The organism is Nostoc sp. (assembly GCF_036917535.1).
Taxonomy (GTDB): domain Bacteria; phylum Cyanobacteriota; class Cyanobacteriia; order Cyanobacteriales; family Nostocaceae; genus Nostoc.
The window spans coordinates 1-17,204 of record NZ_JBALDA010000017.1; the positions used below are offsets into that span (position 1 = coordinate 1).

A 17,204-nucleotide genomic window follows, 5' to 3' on the forward strand; every position below is an offset into this window, starting at 1 on the left:
AGGTGCAACTTTCGAGTTCAAAGGTTCAACGTTCAAGCAAAAAGGTGCAACTTTCGAGTTCAAAGGTTCAACGTTCAAGCAAAAAGGTGCAACTTTCGAGTTCAAAGGTTCAACGTTCAAGCAAAAAGGTGCAACTTCCGAGTTTTAAGCTTGAAACAATAATATTTCTTCCTAACTCCTAACTCCTAACTCTTAACTCAGCACTCCCCAATGCCCAATGCCCAATGCCCAATGACAAATATATATGATTCCTATCAGTGATAATATTCGTTGTCGAAGTAAGCCAATTATTAATTACTGGTTGATTGGCATTAACCTGGCTGTATTTTTATGGGAACTTAAACTAGAGTTTAGTGATGAATTAGGCTATTTTGTCAATACTTGGGGTGTGATACCAGCACAGATTAGTGGAGCAGTTACCAACGCTCTTTTTTTCAACTCTGCTGCTTGGATAGTTGTCATTTGGCGGGTATTTACCCTATTTTTTGGAATATTTCTGCACGGCAGTTTTAGTCAAATATTAGGAAATCTCCTGTTTTTGTGGGTTTTTGGGAGAACTGTAGAAAATCTTCTAGGACACAGACGCTATCTAGGATTTTATCTGGCTGCTGGTGCGATCGCAGGTATAATACAAATTTTGGCCGAACCGAGTTTGACGGTTCCATTGATTGGAGCAAATAGTGCGATCACAGCTATTTTAGGAGCTTATGTTATGAAGTTTCCTAAAGCTAAAATTGACACTGTTTTGCCGCTAATAATCTTGTATATTCCCATTCAACTTCCAGCCTTTTTCTATATATTTTGGTGGTTTGTGCAACAATTATTTTATGGTATAGGTAGTTTAAATATTCCTCCTGTCGGCGTAAATCAATCGGGTGTTGTCTTCTTAGGGCAGGTTGTGGGATTATTAGTAGGTGGAACTTTCATCCGATTGAAAAGATAAATTTTCTCTAGCCATTGAGTTATTTTGTAGACTGATGTCAAAAAGCTCAATTTTGATTTTCATATTTTTAGCAATACTCACCATACAGTCATTAAAACTCTTATATACCTTTTGGCTGAAATTCATAAATTGTTTATACATAATCAAGTAGACAAATAAGCAAAAGGATTACTGCGATATTTTTGGAATTTTATCTACCTTTTGATAGATTACATTTGATAGTTGAAAAATTCATAGATCAAACTAGGGATACCTACTCTTCAAGTCGATATTATTAAAGATTAGCGGTGTATAAGATGCAAAATGTTAATAAGATTAACTTTAAACTCACTGATGAATTAGCAGTTTTGCGGCAGCGTGTAGCTGAGTTAGAGCAATCAGAGATATTTTATCAACGAAGGCAAACAGCGCTTGAGAAACAATTAACAGAACTAAAAAGAAAGCTGCCAGTAGAAGCAGAAAACCCTCATGTTGTTGATTGGCAGATTGACAAGGATGCATCTGTATATCTCAATCTACCAACAGAGGTAGCAGTAATTTTACAACAACTCCAACAAGAAATTGCAGCGCGACAGCAGGTAGAAGTAGTTCTCAAAGAGAGTGAAGAACGGCTGAGACTAGCTCTAGATGTATCCCAAATGGGCTTGTGGGATTGGAATATTGTTACCAATCAAGTCATCTGGTCGGAAAACTACGAACAGCTTTTTGGTTTACTTCCAAGTAGTTTTGACAGCCCTTATGAGACGTTTAAAAAATGCGTTCATCCTGAAGATAGCCAATCTGTAATGCAAGCGATCGCCCACGCTTTGGCCCAAAAGACTGACTATAATGATGAATTTCGCATAGTTCGTTCAGACCAAAGCACGCATTGGATTTCTGCCAAGGGAAAATTTATCTATAACGCTCAAGGGCAAGCGGTGCGAATGATCGGCGTTTGTATTGAAACTACTGTGTGTAAGCAGGCAAAAGAAAGTACTCGCGAACTCACGACACAAGTCCAAGAACAGGCAAATATTTTAAATGCCATCCTAACCGCCTCAGTCGATCATATTTACATCTTTAATGGTCAAGGTTGCTATAAGTATGTCAGCCGGGATGGAGCAAGTATACTAGGTTTAAATCCCGAAGATATTATCGGCAAAACTTTGCCAGAACTGGATTTACCCGCAGACCTAATAACGCAGGTAGATAATCAACGACAAGCTGTGATGAGAAGTGGGCAGCCACTCAAGGATGAGTGTAAATATGTTACCGCTGATGGGTTGCATTATTATGAATACATCCTCACACCATTACGAAATTATCACCAAAGTATTGAAGGCGTAATCACTGTTGCTCGTGATATTACTGCACACAAACGGGCAGAAAAATCATTACGTGAAAGTGAAGCACGATTTCGGCGTTTGTTTGAATCTAACCTGATTGGAGTCGCTTTTTGGACTGTAGATGGTTTTATCATTGATGCCAATGATGCCTTTCTTCAACTAGCTGGCTACACTCGCGATGAGTTTGCTATTTTAGGTCCAATTGATTGGAGAGAACTTACTCCTGTTGAGTATCAACATTTAGACGATCGCGCCCTTTTGGAGGTGCAAACTAGTGGAGTTTCCAAAATTTACGAGAAAGAATACATCCACCGCAACGGCAAGCGAGTAGCAATTGTTTTGGGAATGGCCCTGCTGAATAACTCCCAAGACAACGGTGTTGCTTTTGTACTCGATATTACCGATCGCAAATTGGCTGAGAAAGAATGCGATCGCCTACTCGACTGCGAAAAGATAGCACGACAACAAGCAGAAATCGCCAACAAAATTAAAGATGAATTTCTGGCGGTTCTCTCCCATGAACTGCGAACCCCACTCAACTCCATTCTCGGATGGTCGAAAATGCTGCGGACTCGCAAGTTTGATGAAAAAACTACTCACCACGCCTTAGAAACCATTGAACGCAACGCTAAGTTACAAACTCAGCTAATTGAAGATTTGTTGGATGTGTCGCGCATCCTGCAAGGAAAATTAAACTTAAATATCTGTCCAGTCAGCTTGGTAATGGTAGTTGAAGCAGCACTAGAAACAGTAAAACTAGCGGCACAAGCCAAGTCAATTCAAATTCAAACCGTATTTGATGCCAATTTGGGACAAGTTATGGGCGACCCAAATCGGCTGCAACAAGTTGTGTGGAACTTGCTTTCTAATGCGGTAAAATTTACACCAACAGGAGGACGGGTAGAAATTCGACTCATGGAAGCTGGTAATCAGGTTCAAATTCAAGTTAGCGATACAGGTAAGGGAATTAGCCTAGACTTTTTGCCTTATGTGTTCGATTACTTTCGCCAAGCTGATGGTACAACTACACGGACATTTGGTGGACTAGGTTTAGGACTAGCGATCGTGCGTAAAGTTGTAGAAATGCATGGGGGAAATGTTCAAGCCGAAAGTCTTGGAGAAGGATTAGGTGCAACCTTCAGTGTCGAGTTACCACTTTTGCTTAGAAGCGAACAGTTTTGGGGTGAAGAAAATCAGTCTTCATATTCAGAGCCGGAATCTTTGCTGCTTGCGGACACTCAAGTTTTGGTAGTGGACGATGAACCAGATATTCGCGATTTACTTACCTTTATTTTGCAAGACTACGGCGTGCAAGTAACTGCCGTATCATCAGCACAAGAAGCACTACAAGCCCTGTCTGAGTCGATACCAGATGTTTTAATTAGCGATATTGGAATGCCAAAAACAGACGGTTATATGCTGATGCGTGAAGTGCGATCGCGATCGCCCCAACAAGGAGGAAACGTACCAGCGATCGCTCTGACAGCCTATGCAGGGGAAATGAACCAGCAGCAAGCATTAGCCGCAGGATTTCAAATGCATATTTCTAAACCAGTAGATCCAGATGCATTGGTACAAGCGATCGCTGATTTGATTGAACCAAGTTAATACTAGATTGGCGTCCGTCGGCTATCTATCACTTTAGTGTTGTACGATGTCTACTGCTTTCCTGCTAGACTCTGAATAGCCCTTATGCTTTCAGAAATTATGGCATCTTTTGAGCAGATTATGAAAGAAGCCTTAACTTTGCCCAGTGCAGCGAGAGCATTGTTGGCAGAAAAGCTGGTTGAAAGTCTTGAATTTGATGTAGACGAAACACTTCAAACACTATGGACAGATGAAGCCAAGAAGCGTAGAGATCAAGTTCGTAGCGGTGCAGTTTCACCCATTCCTGGAGAGGAAGCGTTAGCTAGAATAAGACAACTTTTGGAATAATGAAATATGTCTCCTAACAAACAAGGCAGGAGGCAGAAGGCAGAAGGAAAGAGGATTTGACTTGTTTCTTCTATCCATAACGGAAGCGAGCGCGTCCGTAAACAGCTTTCATCCAGCAGCATTAACTGAATACGGTGAAGCTAGTCAAGTTTGACGCAGAGCGCCGGGTTGAATTAGCACAAGCATTTATTATGCAATACAGTTCAGTTAAGCTTTTTTCTCTCCCCCTGCTTCCCCTGCCTCCCCTGCCTGCCTTAACAAATAAATTTCCTGGGAGACACGGTGAGTAACCAGTGTCTTCTTCTCAAGTTTATTTAGTAAGGTAATCAAAAAACGCGATCGCTCAGGAACACTACTAAAGGTACTAGTTATCCCTTTAAAAATCGCTATAAGATCACTAAGAGGGTCTTCTATGTTTGGATGCAAATGACTGAGCAACGTGATGCTGACTCACTGTCAACTGATTCTCAGCAATTGAATGAACCGACCGATAGAGCCACTACCAAGTCGGTCGATAATTCCTGGACAAACCGCATTGCTGGTGTCTGGAACAACGCAACAACCCGCTTAACACAACTCTTACCCGTAGAACAACTGGCACAGACAGTTGTTGAATGGTTTAGTGTGAGCGATACTCAGGTTGCAGAGATTTTAGAGAAAATCCGAGCCGAACTGCCAACCACAGAAGCCCTCTTAATTGGTAAACCCCAAGCTGGAAAAAGTTCCATTGTCCGAGGATTGACGGGAGTTTCTGCTGAAATTGTCGGTCAAGGATTTCGCCCACACACGCAACACACCCAGCGCTATGCCTATCCTTCCAATGACCTGCCGTTACTGATTTTTACTGATACAGTAGGACTGGGTGATGTCAAACAAGATACTCAAAAAATTATTCAAGAGTTAGTTGGCGATTTACAACAGGAAACTCGTTCCGCCAGAATCCTGCTTTTGACGGTCAAAATCAATGATTTTGCAACTGACACGCTACGACAAATTGCTCAACAGCTGCGCCAGAAGTATCCAGATATTCCCTGTCTGTTGGTAGTGACTTGCTTGCACGAAGTTTATCCTGGCGATACCGTCGATCATCCCACCTATCCGCCAGATTATCAGGAAGTCAACCGCGCATTTGCCGCCATGCAACAAGCCTTCGCAGGAATAACAGATCGCTCTGTACTAATTGACTTTACCCTAGAAGAAGATGGCTACACTCCGGTATTTTATGGCTTAGAAGCACTGCGAGATTCCTTAGCAGAACTACTCCCACAAGCAGAAGCCCAGGCGATTTATCAGCTATTGGATCGAGAAGAAGCTGGGAAGCAACTTGGCAATGTTTACCGAGATGCTGCCCGCCGTTATATTTTGCCATTTGCGATTATGTCTGCAACTCTAGCGGCTGTACCTCTGCCATTTACCACAATGCCGGTACTCACTGCCTTGCAAGTATCAATGGTGGGTCTATTGGGTAAATTATATGGGCAGACAGTTACGCCATCTCAGGCGGGAGGCGTTGTCAGTGCGATTGCAGGTGGTTTTTTAGCACAGGCCATTGCCCGAGAGTTAATTAAATTTATCCCAGGTTTTGGGAGTGCGATCGCCGCCTCTTGGGCAGCCGCCTACACCTGGGCGCTAGGGGAAGCAGCCTGCGTTTACTTTGGTGATTTAATGGGAGGTAAGAAACCCGATCAACAGAAAATTCAGTTGGTGATGCAAGAAGCATTTCAGACGGCGCAAGAACGCTTTAAGGGAATCAAACATTAAGACTCAAGAATCCCTTTCTCAAAGCAAACGCTTAGTTGTTGCCCACATAGTGCCCATAGAAACATATCTTTAATATAAGCTTATATGTCTGTGGAAAAGCAATAAAATCATGCAACACCAAACTTGGCAGCCACCAGAATTTCTTCAACTCAACGGTCAATTTGTCACACTCAGACCTCTGGTTACAGAAAGGGATATAGATGCTTTGTATGCAGCTTCACATGGCACTCCAGAAAAGGAAGCCGTATGGAATTATCTATTTTATGGCCCATTTGATCGCTCTTCTACGATGAAAGACTGGATGGAAAAAAATATAGTAAGTAAATCCGATCCTCTGACTTGGACAGTCTTTGAAAACTCAGCAAATACTCAGGTTGGCATTGTGGCATTACTTGCAATTGTTCCAAATCATGGTCGTGCTGAAATTGGTCATGTATGGTTTACTCCCGCAGTACATAAAAGTAAAATCAATACAGAATCACAGTTTTTGCTACTTCAGCATCTTTTTGATCGTCATTCTTATCGTCGAGTTGAGTGGAAATGTAATTCCCTCAACCATGCAAGTCGAACCACCGCTACAAGGATGGGATTTATTTATGAAGGTCGTTTTCGACAACACATGTTTGTTCGTGGAAAAAACAGAGATACTGATTGGTTTGCAATGACAGATAAAGAATGGTCGCGTTGTAAAAGCAATTTTGAAAAATGGCTTTATTCCCACGAAAATGTTTCATTAATGGAACTAAACAACAACTAGTTTTGCATTCTTTAACACAGCAGTTAGCAAAAATTATTCTACACTTTCTCTTTTGGTGCTGGCACAATGCCAAACTTATTTAAACCTGCATCGATTTCTCTAAGTGTTTTAAAATCCTCCTCTGGTAAAGCATAACTGCTACTACTTAATAAACCCCCACTAATAACAGGCTGCTTTTCCAAAAAAGAGAAAGCTTGGCGAAACTGATGCGCTTGAGCTTTAATCGGTGAATCAAAGTGGCAAGAAATAATCCACTCGAAGTCCCAACTTGCAACTTTATTAGCCCAGTCAATGGTTTCCTTCGGGGCGCGATTGAGAATCAACGTCTGTAAAATTGGTGCGACAAACAAACGCCCATCACCTCGTAAGGCATCAAACGATCGCTGCCAATCTGACTGCCATTTAAAGGGATACAATCCAAAATAAGCTTTTCTTGAGCGTTCTGGGGCTTTCAAGGAATCTTGCAATACCTGACTCCATTGGCGTATATCTAATGTGCTTGGTTGAAAGTACAAAGCAAACAGACAGATGCGCTGCCAACCCTTACGGCGATTTACCTGACTATCTGCAACAATATCAAAAGCATAATCCTTGGCATGGAATAATAAAGGATATGGATCTAAGAGAACGATCGCAGGTGGATCTTCTGGGATCGAAAGCACAGAATCTGTGACTAAAAGAGTATGCGATCGCTTGTGGAAAAAAGCAACTTCCGCAAACCTACCAGGGCCAAGACCGATGGGCCCTAGCATTGCATAATCAAACTCGTTAGCAAAGGGTGTTTTGCTGCTATCTTCTGGAAGTACTTGAGTTCTTTTTGGGGGTAAGCCAAGCCAGCTAAGGGGGAGATTTAGCGGGAAACTCCACTGATGGGGAGCCACAAACACCTGTGCAGTCGGAAAGTATCTGGCGAAGGGGCCAACGAAGACTTTGTGTTCTATACCAGAGATTGTTGGCAGGATGATGTACTTAATGTTGCCATGCTCTACCACTAATTCATTCACAAGTCTGATGCACTCTGGCGTTGGTGCAACAGGCGCATAGACGAGAAGACCCCCGGTTTCCAGCTTAATAACAGTCATGCGAATCGGTACAACAACGTAGAAAATGCCCTGAATCTGGTCAAAATTCCAGATTGTGTCCTTAAGCACTTCTTGACGAATTGTTTGCCGCCTACCAAAGGGGTAGAGTGGCACAACAGGCCATAGTCCCCAGGAAAAATCCTTTGGATAAATCTGTTGTGTATTGACTATGCGTTCATTAGCCACTCTGCAACCCCCTCCAAATTCCCAATACTCAAATTGTTTTTATTTGCTCTCCACGAAGCTGGAGTTTAGCAAATTGTTGAGATAATAATACCAATTTATAATTTGTAATACCCGCCAAAGGTAAGAAGTAAGCTACGTAATTAGTAATTCGTAATTAAGAGGGGTTAGATTTCATCGGGATTTTCAGCTTTGAATCTGTAGGTTTTTTTGCAAATTGTATAACCTAGCTTTTAACGAAACTAATAATAGACGTTGTAAAGGTGTACTACTAACTTCCCCAAATTTATTGCCTATACTGTTGACAAAATCCCTAATATAGAAGCAATATTTTATTTTTGAAATACACGTAGGGTATATTAGCGCATAAAGTACCGCACCATTCCAAGCTTTTGGTGGGTTACGCTCCACTAACACACCCTACAAGACTACTTAGATTTTTCAAAAATAATTTACGATTCCTATAGAAGCCGTTTGGGATCTTTAATCCCAAACAGCATAGATCCGAGTATTTATTCACCACAACAAATAGCTTTTCTTAGCTATTCGATAATGTAAATTACGTTTAATGTGAATTAAGTCTTGAAACCCTTGTCATTTCATAGATAGTTCTAAAACAATGATTTTGGGCGAATCTAGAAATCCTTATGGAATAAGAGGCGTTTTTAATTCACATCAGGCGTAAATTATCATTTAACTTCGACAACTACATTTGCATTATTCCCACTAATGTCACCGTATGATGCGGTGAATGGATTAGACGCATTTGCATCGAAACTGTTACTTCCAATATATGGATTATCCCAGGCAATGTGAAGAATACTTCCTAGTGCATTCTGGTAATCGACAAATCCCTGAGCGCCTGTTGCAAACCCATCTGATTCATTTCCAAAAGTAACAGGAGTATAACTAAGATGTCCAAACACATCAAAACTAGCACCAGGAATGTTTTCCGGTGGAACAGATCCCCCATTGTTCGACCACTCACCATGATCCAGTCCTAAACCTATTCGATGCCAAGGCAGACCTGTTAAATTGTCAATAGTTATAGTAAAAGAACGTGCAGCCATAAAATCACCTCAAACTATTTCAAAGTAAAAATTGGTAAACATCTAGTGAGAACAGAGGATGAAAGCCTTTTATAGCAAAGGCTGATCAGGATAAAATGATTAACTCTATCTCACTAACTTTTATTCGTGCACATCCTAACTTTTATGCAAATTACGAAATTATTTTTTTTGGCGTTCCTGAAACTGTAATGAACTAGACAATGTAAAGTAGTGCCACTTATTGCTTAATTTGTCAACTCACATCTTGCACTTGCAACAATTTCAAATTCTCACGAATGATTTAGGACTGCTATATATTATTTGGCTAAAAAATTAATTATAAATACAGTTAACAAAAAATACAGAAGTATTTACGTAAGGTGAATAACTGAAGTTGAGATTAGTTCTCTGACATCCTCTACCGAATCTTGTTGTAATGCTGATGCGACGATCGCTTCACTTTCAACTATACTTAACCGAGCGATCGCCTGCTTCACTCTAGCTATACTTTGGGGATTCACGCTCAACTCATCCAGTCCTAAACCCAATAAAATTGGTGTTGCTAAAGTATCTGCTGCCAATTCTCCACATAATCCCACCGAAATCCCCGCCCTATGGGCAGCTTGGATAGTTTGCTGCACCATTCGCAATACAGCTGGATGTAGCGCATCAACCAAATTTGCCACACGTGGATTAGTGCGATCGCTAGCCATGACGTACTGACTCAGATCGTTTGTCCCGATACTAAAGAAGTCTACTTCCGCAGCTAACCGATCGGCGATCGCTACTGCTGACGGAACCTCTACCATAATTCCTACTTTTATCGCCGCATCAAAGGAAATACCAGCTTGATTTAGTTCAGCCTGCACTTCACCCAAAATTACCTTCGCTGCACGTACCTCAGTTACCGTAGCAATCATCGGCAACATAATCTTAATTTGGTGTCCGACACTGGCTCTCAAAATTGCCCGTAACTGAGTTTTGAAGAGTTCTGGATGATCTAAACAAAAACGAATTCCCCGCCAACCTAAAAAAGGGTTGGCTTCTGGGAATCCTACTCTCAGGTAGGGAAGTGGCTTATCACCACCGACATCGAGAGTACGAATAATTAGCGGACGATTATCTAAAACTTGAGCGATCGCCTGATACACTGCTAATTGTTCTTCTTCAGTCGGGGCGCTTGTCCGGTCTAAATACAGAAACTCAGTACGGAGTAGTCCCACGCCTTCTGCACCGCTAGCCACAGCAACTTGCACATCATTTATACTACCAATATTGGCGAAGACGCTAACTTGCCGACCATCACGAGTAATCGCTGGCTGATGTGCCGTAGCTCGTGCTTCCTGTTGGGCAGTTTGCCAAGCTGACTGCTTTGCTGTCAGTAAATCCAGGATGTCTGATTCTGGTTCTACCCAAGCTTTGCCACTTTCACCATCAAGTGCCATTAATGTACCATCTGGCAAGTGCAACACCTGAGCATCCACTCCCAAAACTGCGGGAATACCCAACGTCCGGGCGATAATTGCACTGTGGGAAGTGGCGCTCCCAGAAGTAGTACAAATACCTAATACCTTTGTCTGATCTAGTCTAGCGGTATCTGAGGGGGTTAAATCAGTCGCCACTAAAATTGCAGGTGACTCAAGATGCAGGTTTGCAGGGGCATTCCCAGCCAGTAATCGCAGCACTCTTTGCCCGACATCCACAACATCGTCAACTCGCTCTTGCAGATAAGAATCCTCAAGTGCGCGGTAGGAAGTTACTACTTCATCAACTACAGCTTGCCAAGCTGCTTCAGCATTTATATGGTTGTCTAAAATGCGCTGATGAGCCGCTGACAACAGTACTGGATCTTCTAAAAATAGTAGTTGGGCATCGAAGATGGCGGCTTCAGTATCACCAATTTGCAGAGATGCTTGTGAGAAAACTGCTTGAATTTCTTGTCGGGCAGTGTGGATTGCTGTTTGTAATCGTTGCCACTCTACATCTGGTTCGTCTACGTGGTATTCTGTAATAGCAATGTGAGTGGGTTGATAATGAACAACAGGTGCGATCGCTACTCCAGCAGAAGCTGCAATTCCCGAAAGTTCGCCGTGAGTTACTGGAGTGACTTCATGGTGAAAAGCTGGTGGAGAATTCAAGGCAACATTATCTTCACCAAAGTTATTGGCAAATAATGCCTGTAATGCTGCCAGCGCTTCATCTGCATCAGAACCAGTGGCAGTAATCAGCATTTCGTGTCCTTGACGCACCCCTAAAGTTGTGACTTGGTTAATACTGTCACCCCTGACTAGATCGGTATTTCTCGTTAAATTCCGCACCAGAATTTTGGATTGAAACCGAGCTGCGGTTGCCACAAACTGGGCTGCGGGACGAGCGTGTAATCCTAAGCGATTGCTCACAATCAGCCGAATTTCTCGCGTTGGCGATTCTATATTGGTTGTTATTGGGCTGACAACTGACAACGAACTACTAACACCCAATTGAGTTGCTTTTGCTAGAAGTGCGCCACGTGCTTCCGCCAGAACTTGGTGAATATCTCTACCAGCCGCCGCCGCCACTACAGCAGCGATCGCGCCTTCTACTAGAGGTGCTTCACACAAATACACTTTCTCCTGCTGTGCTTCTGGCAGAAACTCGATTGCCATTTCCGCACTCAGCAAAGCACTACCCAAATCCATTAATACTAAGACACCATCATCAGAAAAAACAGAAGTGATCGCCTCATAAACCTGAATTGGATCGGTACCCAATGGATTTTCAGAATCTTCAATACCTGCTGCAACAGCAATGGTAACTTGGTCTTGAACCATCTGCGCGGCGAGTTCCCGCACACTTAAAGCTAGTTGTTTACTGTGAGAAACGATAACAATTGCGATCGCGGCCACACTCGTCAACCTTGTTGAGAGGTTTGCGTTTAGCTAGTTATCCATTCATTTTCCCATTTTGCACCGCTAAATAAGAGGAGGCAGAGGGCACGAGGTGAGGCAGCCCCCGTCTTGGACGCCACTTGCTTCAAGCCGGGCAACCCGTCCAACGCAGTGGCTCCGCTTCCCGTCGATAGCGCAGCGTTAGCGAGTCTTCTCCCAAGGGGAGACGCTAAGAGCGAACGAGCGTCTGGGGGACTGCCGAACCCGAAGGGCAGGAGGAAAGAATTATGAATCAAAAATTCAGTTTTGGATCTAGAGCCGTAGTTTAAAAAGAAGAATTGTATCTAGCGGAGAATGCCGATACATATAAAGCATCCTTGCTTCAATCCCACGCAGTTGCGCTTAGGATTATTCCTACCTCCTGCCTACTGCCTCCTGCCTCCTTCAATACAATTGCAACTGCCCGAAAATATTCCGGTCTTTCCAGCTAGAAATGCGAATAAAATAGCCTTCTTTTATGGAAATACGTGGTGTCCACTCATAAACTCCATCGCTAGCAGTACGGGAAGAAATGTTTTGGATAAGTTTGTTCCCATCGTACAACTTAATCGAGACATCACCATCAAAATTATCCTGCCACAATATTAAAAAAGGTTGATCCTTTTTTAGAAGTACTTTCCCAACTGGCTGACCGATCAAGATTTTTGGCGCAATCTGATTTTTGCTTTTCTTACGGAATCCTAGATAATGAGGTATATGTCGGAAAGTAGGATTTTCTTGCAGATTAGATACTTGGGGAACAATAATGTTTCCCTTAATGCGATCGCTGTACGCTTGTGCAAATAATTTCTTTGCTCCTGCTTGGTCAGATTCGGATACTAGTGTCACCAAAACAGTGCTGAGTGCTAAGTAACGAGTGCTGAGTAAAAAGTAAAATTCAACGGACTAGGCAAATAGGGTTTGAAGCCGAGTCGGAAGGGCGACCTTCCGGTTTATGTCAAAAATTATACTCAGTACTCAGTACTCAGCACTACTGAACATAACCATTAACACCAATCCAAGAGTGTCTACTAGGACTTACGCAAAAAACCTCTCTAACTCTTATTCCTCTGTGTTCTCTGCGTTCTCTGTGGTTTGATATTCCGTTACCTGTGCATAAGTCCTGTCTATAAAGAAATGGCGTTTATGTCCTTTTAACAACTTACCTGAATTCTAGATAAGACTTTTTGTGACTAAACAATACAAAACACTTGGAATTTAATTTCAAACACCTAACTATTGAAGTCTTTTTCATGCTGTGTTTCTTGAAAAAACAGCTTAATTTAAATTCATGGTTAAACAAAAGGTTCTGAGCACGGCAAGTACAAAATCAAACGGCTAAGGCTCTATTGAAAATAATAAAGAATATTTATTTTCATCAAATTCTAAGCCACCACATTCTAGTAAATGTCGATTTCAATCTGAATTTATATCTGTGCAAACCATAACTTAATCTGAACTTGACTAGTTCACAATCAACATCTAAAGGACAAAAAAATGACACTTTCCAATCTTGGTACACTCAGTAGCACTCCTGTTGTTAAAAATAACTCCAGTTTAACTACAACAGACCCAACGGATGTCTTTCAGTTCAAAATCACCAATGCCAGCAACATCAACCTGTCTTTGACAAATATCAGCGCTGGTGATGATGCCGACATCGCATTGTTTCGAGATGCTAACGATAACGGTGTACTAGATAGTTTTGATAGACAAGCTGGACTTTTTTCCACTCGGGCAAGCAACCAAGATGACGCAATTAACTTTAAAACTAGCTCAGGTACTTTTTTTGCCGAAGTATCTCGCTTTAGCACTAGTGTGGGCGATGTCAGTTACGATTTAGCCTTGTCTGCGACTAAACCCTCTGGAACTTTACCGATTTCAGCTAGTTCCAGCAACCTTCTACCTAAGGAGTTTGTAGAAGGTGACTTGTCAAATAACGTCACTCGTACAGGTAACGTCAGTAACACTAACACTACCGATGTTTATAGCTTCTCTTTGGGAATTCGTCAGAGGGTTGACATTATATTAGACGGATTAAGCAGCGATGCTGATATTCGGGTGATTCGAGACTCTAACAACAATCGCATCGTCGATGCAGGTGAGGTAATTGCCAGCTCTAATAATGCAGGTATTACTTCAGAACTGATTTCCAACATTGATGGACGTGGTGACTACTTCTTGCAGGTCACTGAATTCACTGGTAGCACTAACTACAATGTGACTTTTAGCCCGTTCTCTATCCCTGCTTAAGTTTAGGCATTGCTAGTAATCAGTAATACTTGAAAGTATTGTATAGCAGTGCTTTCAAGGGTATGCAAATGATGCAAGCGGCAGAGAATCATACCTGAACTTTGCTGCTTTTATTCCACACTTTAGGCAACATAATTACATCATACGAGCGATCGCCTAAAGACTGCTAAAAACATCAACTTAACCATCAGAAACCTCTGGTAACTCAGAGGTTTTTTTGTATTCAATTACAACAACTTTTTAAATGTTAGCAAAGTTTGCCAAAACTATTGCCTGACGCCAGCTTTCACCTACTTCTTCATACATTCTTTATTTGATTGAACTCATTCTCGATGACGCCAATGGTGAGTTATAAGACTTTTTACGACTAAACAATACAAAGCACCTGGAATTGAATTTCAAACACCTAACTATTGAGGTCTTTTTCATGCTGTGTTTCTTGAAAAAACAGTTTAATTTAGATTCATGGTTAAACAACAGGTTATGAACACGGCAAATACAAAAGGAAACAGCTAAAGGTTGAATGTAAACAATACAATTTATTCCCTTGTTTGCATAAAACCTTCAGTAATTCCAGTTTAATAAATGTCAGTTCAAGTTAAAGGTTTACATCTTTAAAGCCCACAACTTACCTGAATTTAATCGGAACACAATCAATTTATTAAGGAGAAAAAAATGAGTCTTATTCCTGTTGGAAAACTAGATAGCACCCCTGTTGTTGAAAAGAATCAGTCATTAAGTAAATTTGACCCAACTGATGTCTTCAAATTCTCAATTGACGGCACTAGAAACATCAACCTGTCTCTGACAAACATTAGTGCTGGTGATGATGCCGATTTAAAACTGTATCGTGATACTAACAACAACGGTATATTTGACGGCGGCGATCGCTTCGTTACCCAGTCTGCCCTCGCAAGTTTCCTTGCAGGCAACAAAGATGAAGCTATTAACTATAAAGCCGACGCAGGTACTTACTTTGCTCAAGTCTCTCGTTCTGCTCAGGATAGTGTAGGCGATGTAAGTTATAACTTAGCCTTATCTGCAACTACACCTGCTTCGACATCCGATTACAGTAACCTTCTACCTGTTGAATTTGAAGTAGGTCATGTGCCAGTTCATACAGTCCTTGCTGGTGCTATCAACATCAGCGATGGTAACACTGCTGAAGTTTACCACTTCTCTCTCAATGACTTTGAGGGTGTGAATATTAAGATGAACGTAGTTAGTGCTGATGCTGACATTCGGTTGATTCGGGATATTGACGGCGATCGCATTGTCGATCCTGGTGAAGAAGTTAAGCTCTCAGCTAAGGGTGGTACTACCTCAGAGTCTATTCCTAACATTACTGACTCTGGTGATTACTACTTACAGGTTAATCAATTCACTGGTAACACTAGCTATGCCGTGTTTCTTGACCGCTTCACTACCACCTTTGCTTAAGTTTAGGCTTCGGCAGTGATCAGCGGTACTTGAAAGTGTTGTATGGCAATGCTTTCAAGAGTATGCAAATGATGCAAGCGGCAGAGAATCATACCTAAACTTTGCTGCTTTTATTCCATACTTTAGGCAACATAATTATACCAATTCAAAATTCAAAATTCAAAATTAAGAATCCAGACACGACAAGGTTTTGGAGATGTGTATCTGTCGCATTCTTTTATCAAATTGGTATTAGATCGTACGAGCGATCGCCTAAAGCACTGCTAAAAACATCAAGTTAACCATAAGAAACCTCTGGTAATTCAGAGGTTTTTTTGTATCAATTGCAACAAGTTTTTGGTTATTACCAAGGTTTGCCAAAACTATCGCCTGACGCCAGCTTTTGCCTACTTCTTCATACATCCTTTATTTGACCAAACTCATTCTTGATGACGCTAATGGTGAGTTATGAGACTTTTTATGACTAAACAATACAAAGCACTTGGAATTTAATTTCAAACACCTAACTATTGAAGTCTTTTTCATGCTGTGTTTCTTGAAAAAACAGCTTAATTTAGATTCATGGTTAAACAAAAGGTTCTGAACACGCCAAGCACAAAACCAAACGGCTAAGGCTCTATTGAAAATAATAAAGAATATTTATTTTCATCAAATTCTAAGCCACCACATTCTAGTAAATGTCGATTTCAATTGAAATTTACATCTGTGCAAACCATAACTCAATCTGAACTTGACTTGATCACAATCAACACATAAAGGACAAAAAAATGGCACTTTCCGATCTTGGTATACTCGGTAGCACTCCTGTTGTTAAAAATAACTCCAGTTTAACTACAACAGATCCAACAGATGTCTTTGAGTTCAAAATCACTGATGCCAGCAACATCAACCTGTCTTTGACAAATATCAGCGCTGGTGATGATGCCGATATCGCATTGTTTCGAGATGCGAACAATAACGGTGTACTAGATAGTTTTGACCGAAATGTTGGACTTTTTTCCGCTCGGGCACTCAACCAAGATGACGCAATTAACTTTAAAACTAGCTCAGGTACTTTTTTTGCGGAAGTATCTCGCTTTGCTAGTAGTTCAGGCGATGTCAGTTACGATTTAGCCTTGTCTGCAACTAAACCTTCTGGAACTATTCCAGTTTCAGACAGTTCCAGCAACCTTCTACCTAAGGAATTTATAATTGATAACTTGTTAGCGGTAGGTAACGTCACTCGTACAGGTAACGTCAGTAACACTAACACTACCGATGTTTATAGCTTCTCTTTGGCAAGACTTGAGAGGGTTGACATTAGATTAGACGGATTAAGCAGCGATGCTGATATCCGAGTGATTCGAGACTCTAACAACAATCGTATCGTCGATGCAGGTGAGGTAATTGCCAGCTCTAGTAGGGGAGGTATTACTCCAGAACAGCTCGTCGTTGATGGACGTGGTGACTACTTCTTGCAGGTCACTGAATTCACTGGTAGCACTAACTACAATGTGAATTTTAACTCGACGATCATCCCTACTTAAGTTTAGGCATTGCCAGTAATCAGTAGTACTTGAAAGTATTGTAT

General features: G+C 41.5%; 12 protein-coding genes. 8 read left to right on the forward strand and 4 right to left on the reverse strand.

Annotation, left to right across the window (positions count from 1 at the left end; translation table 11 throughout):
- Positions 1–244: 244 nt before the first annotated feature.
- From V7K56_RS05670 to V7K56_RS05690, 5 genes are all read left to right on the forward strand, one after another.
- On the forward strand, positions 245–943 hold the full coding sequence (locus V7K56_RS05670; protein ID WP_334908429.1) for a rhomboid family intramembrane serine protease: 699 nt from the start codon (positions 245–247) through the stop codon (positions 941–943).
- 296 nt (positions 944–1,239) lie between these two features.
- Positions 1,240–3,876, forward strand: a complete 2,637-nt coding sequence (locus V7K56_RS05675; RefSeq protein ID WP_334908431.1) for a PAS domain-containing hybrid sensor histidine kinase/response regulator — start codon at positions 1,240–1,242, stop codon at positions 3,874–3,876.
- A 99-nt stretch (positions 3,877–3,975) separates the two neighbouring features.
- The gene (locus V7K56_RS05680) at positions 3,976–4,203 is read left to right on the forward strand and encodes an addiction module protein (RefSeq protein ID WP_334908593.1); all 228 of its coding nucleotides are present in this window, start codon (positions 3,976–3,978) and stop codon (positions 4,201–4,203) included.
- A gap of 426 nt (positions 4,204–4,629) precedes the next feature.
- Positions 4,630–5,964 carry a GTPase family protein gene (locus V7K56_RS05685; RefSeq protein ID WP_334908433.1) on the forward strand — a complete coding sequence of 445 codons (1,335 nt, stop codon included), beginning with the start codon at positions 4,630–4,632 and terminating at the stop codon, positions 5,962–5,964.
- 109 nt (positions 5,965–6,073) lie between these two features.
- Positions 6,074–6,721, forward strand: coding sequence for a GNAT family N-acetyltransferase (locus tag V7K56_RS05690; protein ID WP_334908435.1), 648 nt, complete (start codon positions 6,074–6,076; stop codon positions 6,719–6,721).
- 38 nt (positions 6,722–6,759) lie between these two features.
- Here V7K56_RS05690 and V7K56_RS05695 read toward each other — a convergent pair whose 3' ends face one another.
- The 4 genes from V7K56_RS05695 to V7K56_RS05710 form a co-directional block, all read right to left on the reverse strand.
- Positions 6,760–7,989, reverse strand: coding sequence for a DUF4336 domain-containing protein (locus tag V7K56_RS05695; RefSeq protein WP_334908437.1), 1,230 nt, complete (start codon positions 7,987–7,989; stop codon positions 6,760–6,762).
- Positions 7,990–8,675: 686 nt separating this feature from the next.
- Positions 8,676–9,056, reverse strand: a complete 381-nt coding sequence (locus V7K56_RS05700; protein WP_334908439.1) for an aegerolysin family protein — start codon at positions 9,054–9,056, stop codon at positions 8,676–8,678.
- A 350-nt stretch (positions 9,057–9,406) separates the two neighbouring features.
- Complete coding sequence (gene ptsP, locus V7K56_RS05705) at positions 9,407–11,920, reverse strand: phosphoenolpyruvate--protein phosphotransferase (RefSeq protein WP_334908595.1); 2,514 nt, start codon at positions 11,918–11,920, stop codon at positions 9,407–9,409.
- Between the two features lie 426 nt (positions 11,921–12,346).
- Positions 12,347–12,790: a hypothetical protein gene (locus V7K56_RS05710; RefSeq protein ID WP_334908441.1), complete on the reverse strand. Its 444-nt coding sequence runs from the start codon at positions 12,788–12,790 to the stop codon at positions 12,347–12,349.
- Between the two features lie 648 nt (positions 12,791–13,438).
- Here V7K56_RS05710 and V7K56_RS05715 point away from each other — a divergent pair.
- The 3 genes from V7K56_RS05715 to V7K56_RS05725 all read left to right on the forward strand — a co-directional run bounded on the left by V7K56_RS05715 (position 13,439) and on the right by V7K56_RS05725 (position 17,160).
- The gene (locus V7K56_RS05715) at positions 13,439–14,194 is read left to right on the forward strand and encodes a PPC domain-containing protein (protein WP_334908443.1); all 756 of its coding nucleotides are present in this window, start codon (positions 13,439–13,441) and stop codon (positions 14,192–14,194) included.
- Between the two features lie 675 nt (positions 14,195–14,869).
- Complete coding sequence (locus V7K56_RS05720) at positions 14,870–15,634, forward strand: PPC domain-containing protein (protein ID WP_334908445.1); 765 nt, start codon at positions 14,870–14,872, stop codon at positions 15,632–15,634.
- Between the two features lie 767 nt (positions 15,635–16,401).
- Positions 16,402–17,160 (forward strand): pre-peptidase C-terminal domain-containing protein, encoded by a 759-nt coding sequence (locus tag V7K56_RS05725; RefSeq protein ID WP_334908447.1) that lies wholly within the window; start codon positions 16,402–16,404, stop codon positions 17,158–17,160.
- The last annotated feature ends 44 nt before the right edge of the window (positions 17,161–17,204 follow it).

What these genes read in the sequence shown, in the direction of transcription:
- V7K56_RS05720 (WP_334908445.1), top strand. Translation starts at nt 14,870, where the DNA reads ATGAGTCTTATTCCTGTTGGAAAACTAGATAGCACCCCTGTTGTTGAA.
- V7K56_RS05715 (WP_334908443.1), top strand. Translation starts at nt 13,439, where the DNA reads ATGACACTTTCCAATCTTGGTACACTCAGTAGCACTCCTGTTGTTAAA.
- V7K56_RS05670 (WP_334908429.1), top strand. Translation starts at nt 245, where the DNA reads ATGATTCCTATCAGTGATAATATTCGTTGTCGAAGTAAGCCAATTATT.
- V7K56_RS05680 (WP_334908593.1), top strand. Translation starts at nt 3,976, where the DNA reads ATGGCATCTTTTGAGCAGATTATGAAAGAAGCCTTAACTTTGCCCAGT.
- V7K56_RS05675 (WP_334908431.1), top strand. Translation starts at nt 1,240, where the DNA reads ATGCAAAATGTTAATAAGATTAACTTTAAACTCACTGATGAATTAGCA.
- V7K56_RS05685 (WP_334908433.1), top strand. Translation starts at nt 4,630, where the DNA reads ATGACTGAGCAACGTGATGCTGACTCACTGTCAACTGATTCTCAGCAA.
- V7K56_RS05690 (WP_334908435.1), top strand. Translation starts at nt 6,074, where the DNA reads ATGCAACACCAAACTTGGCAGCCACCAGAATTTCTTCAACTCAACGGT.
- V7K56_RS05725 (WP_334908447.1), top strand. Translation starts at nt 16,402, where the DNA reads ATGGCACTTTCCGATCTTGGTATACTCGGTAGCACTCCTGTTGTTAAA.
- V7K56_RS05700 (WP_334908439.1), bottom strand. Translation starts at nt 9,056, where the DNA reads ATGGCTGCACGTTCTTTTACTATAACTATTGACAATTTAACAGGTCTG.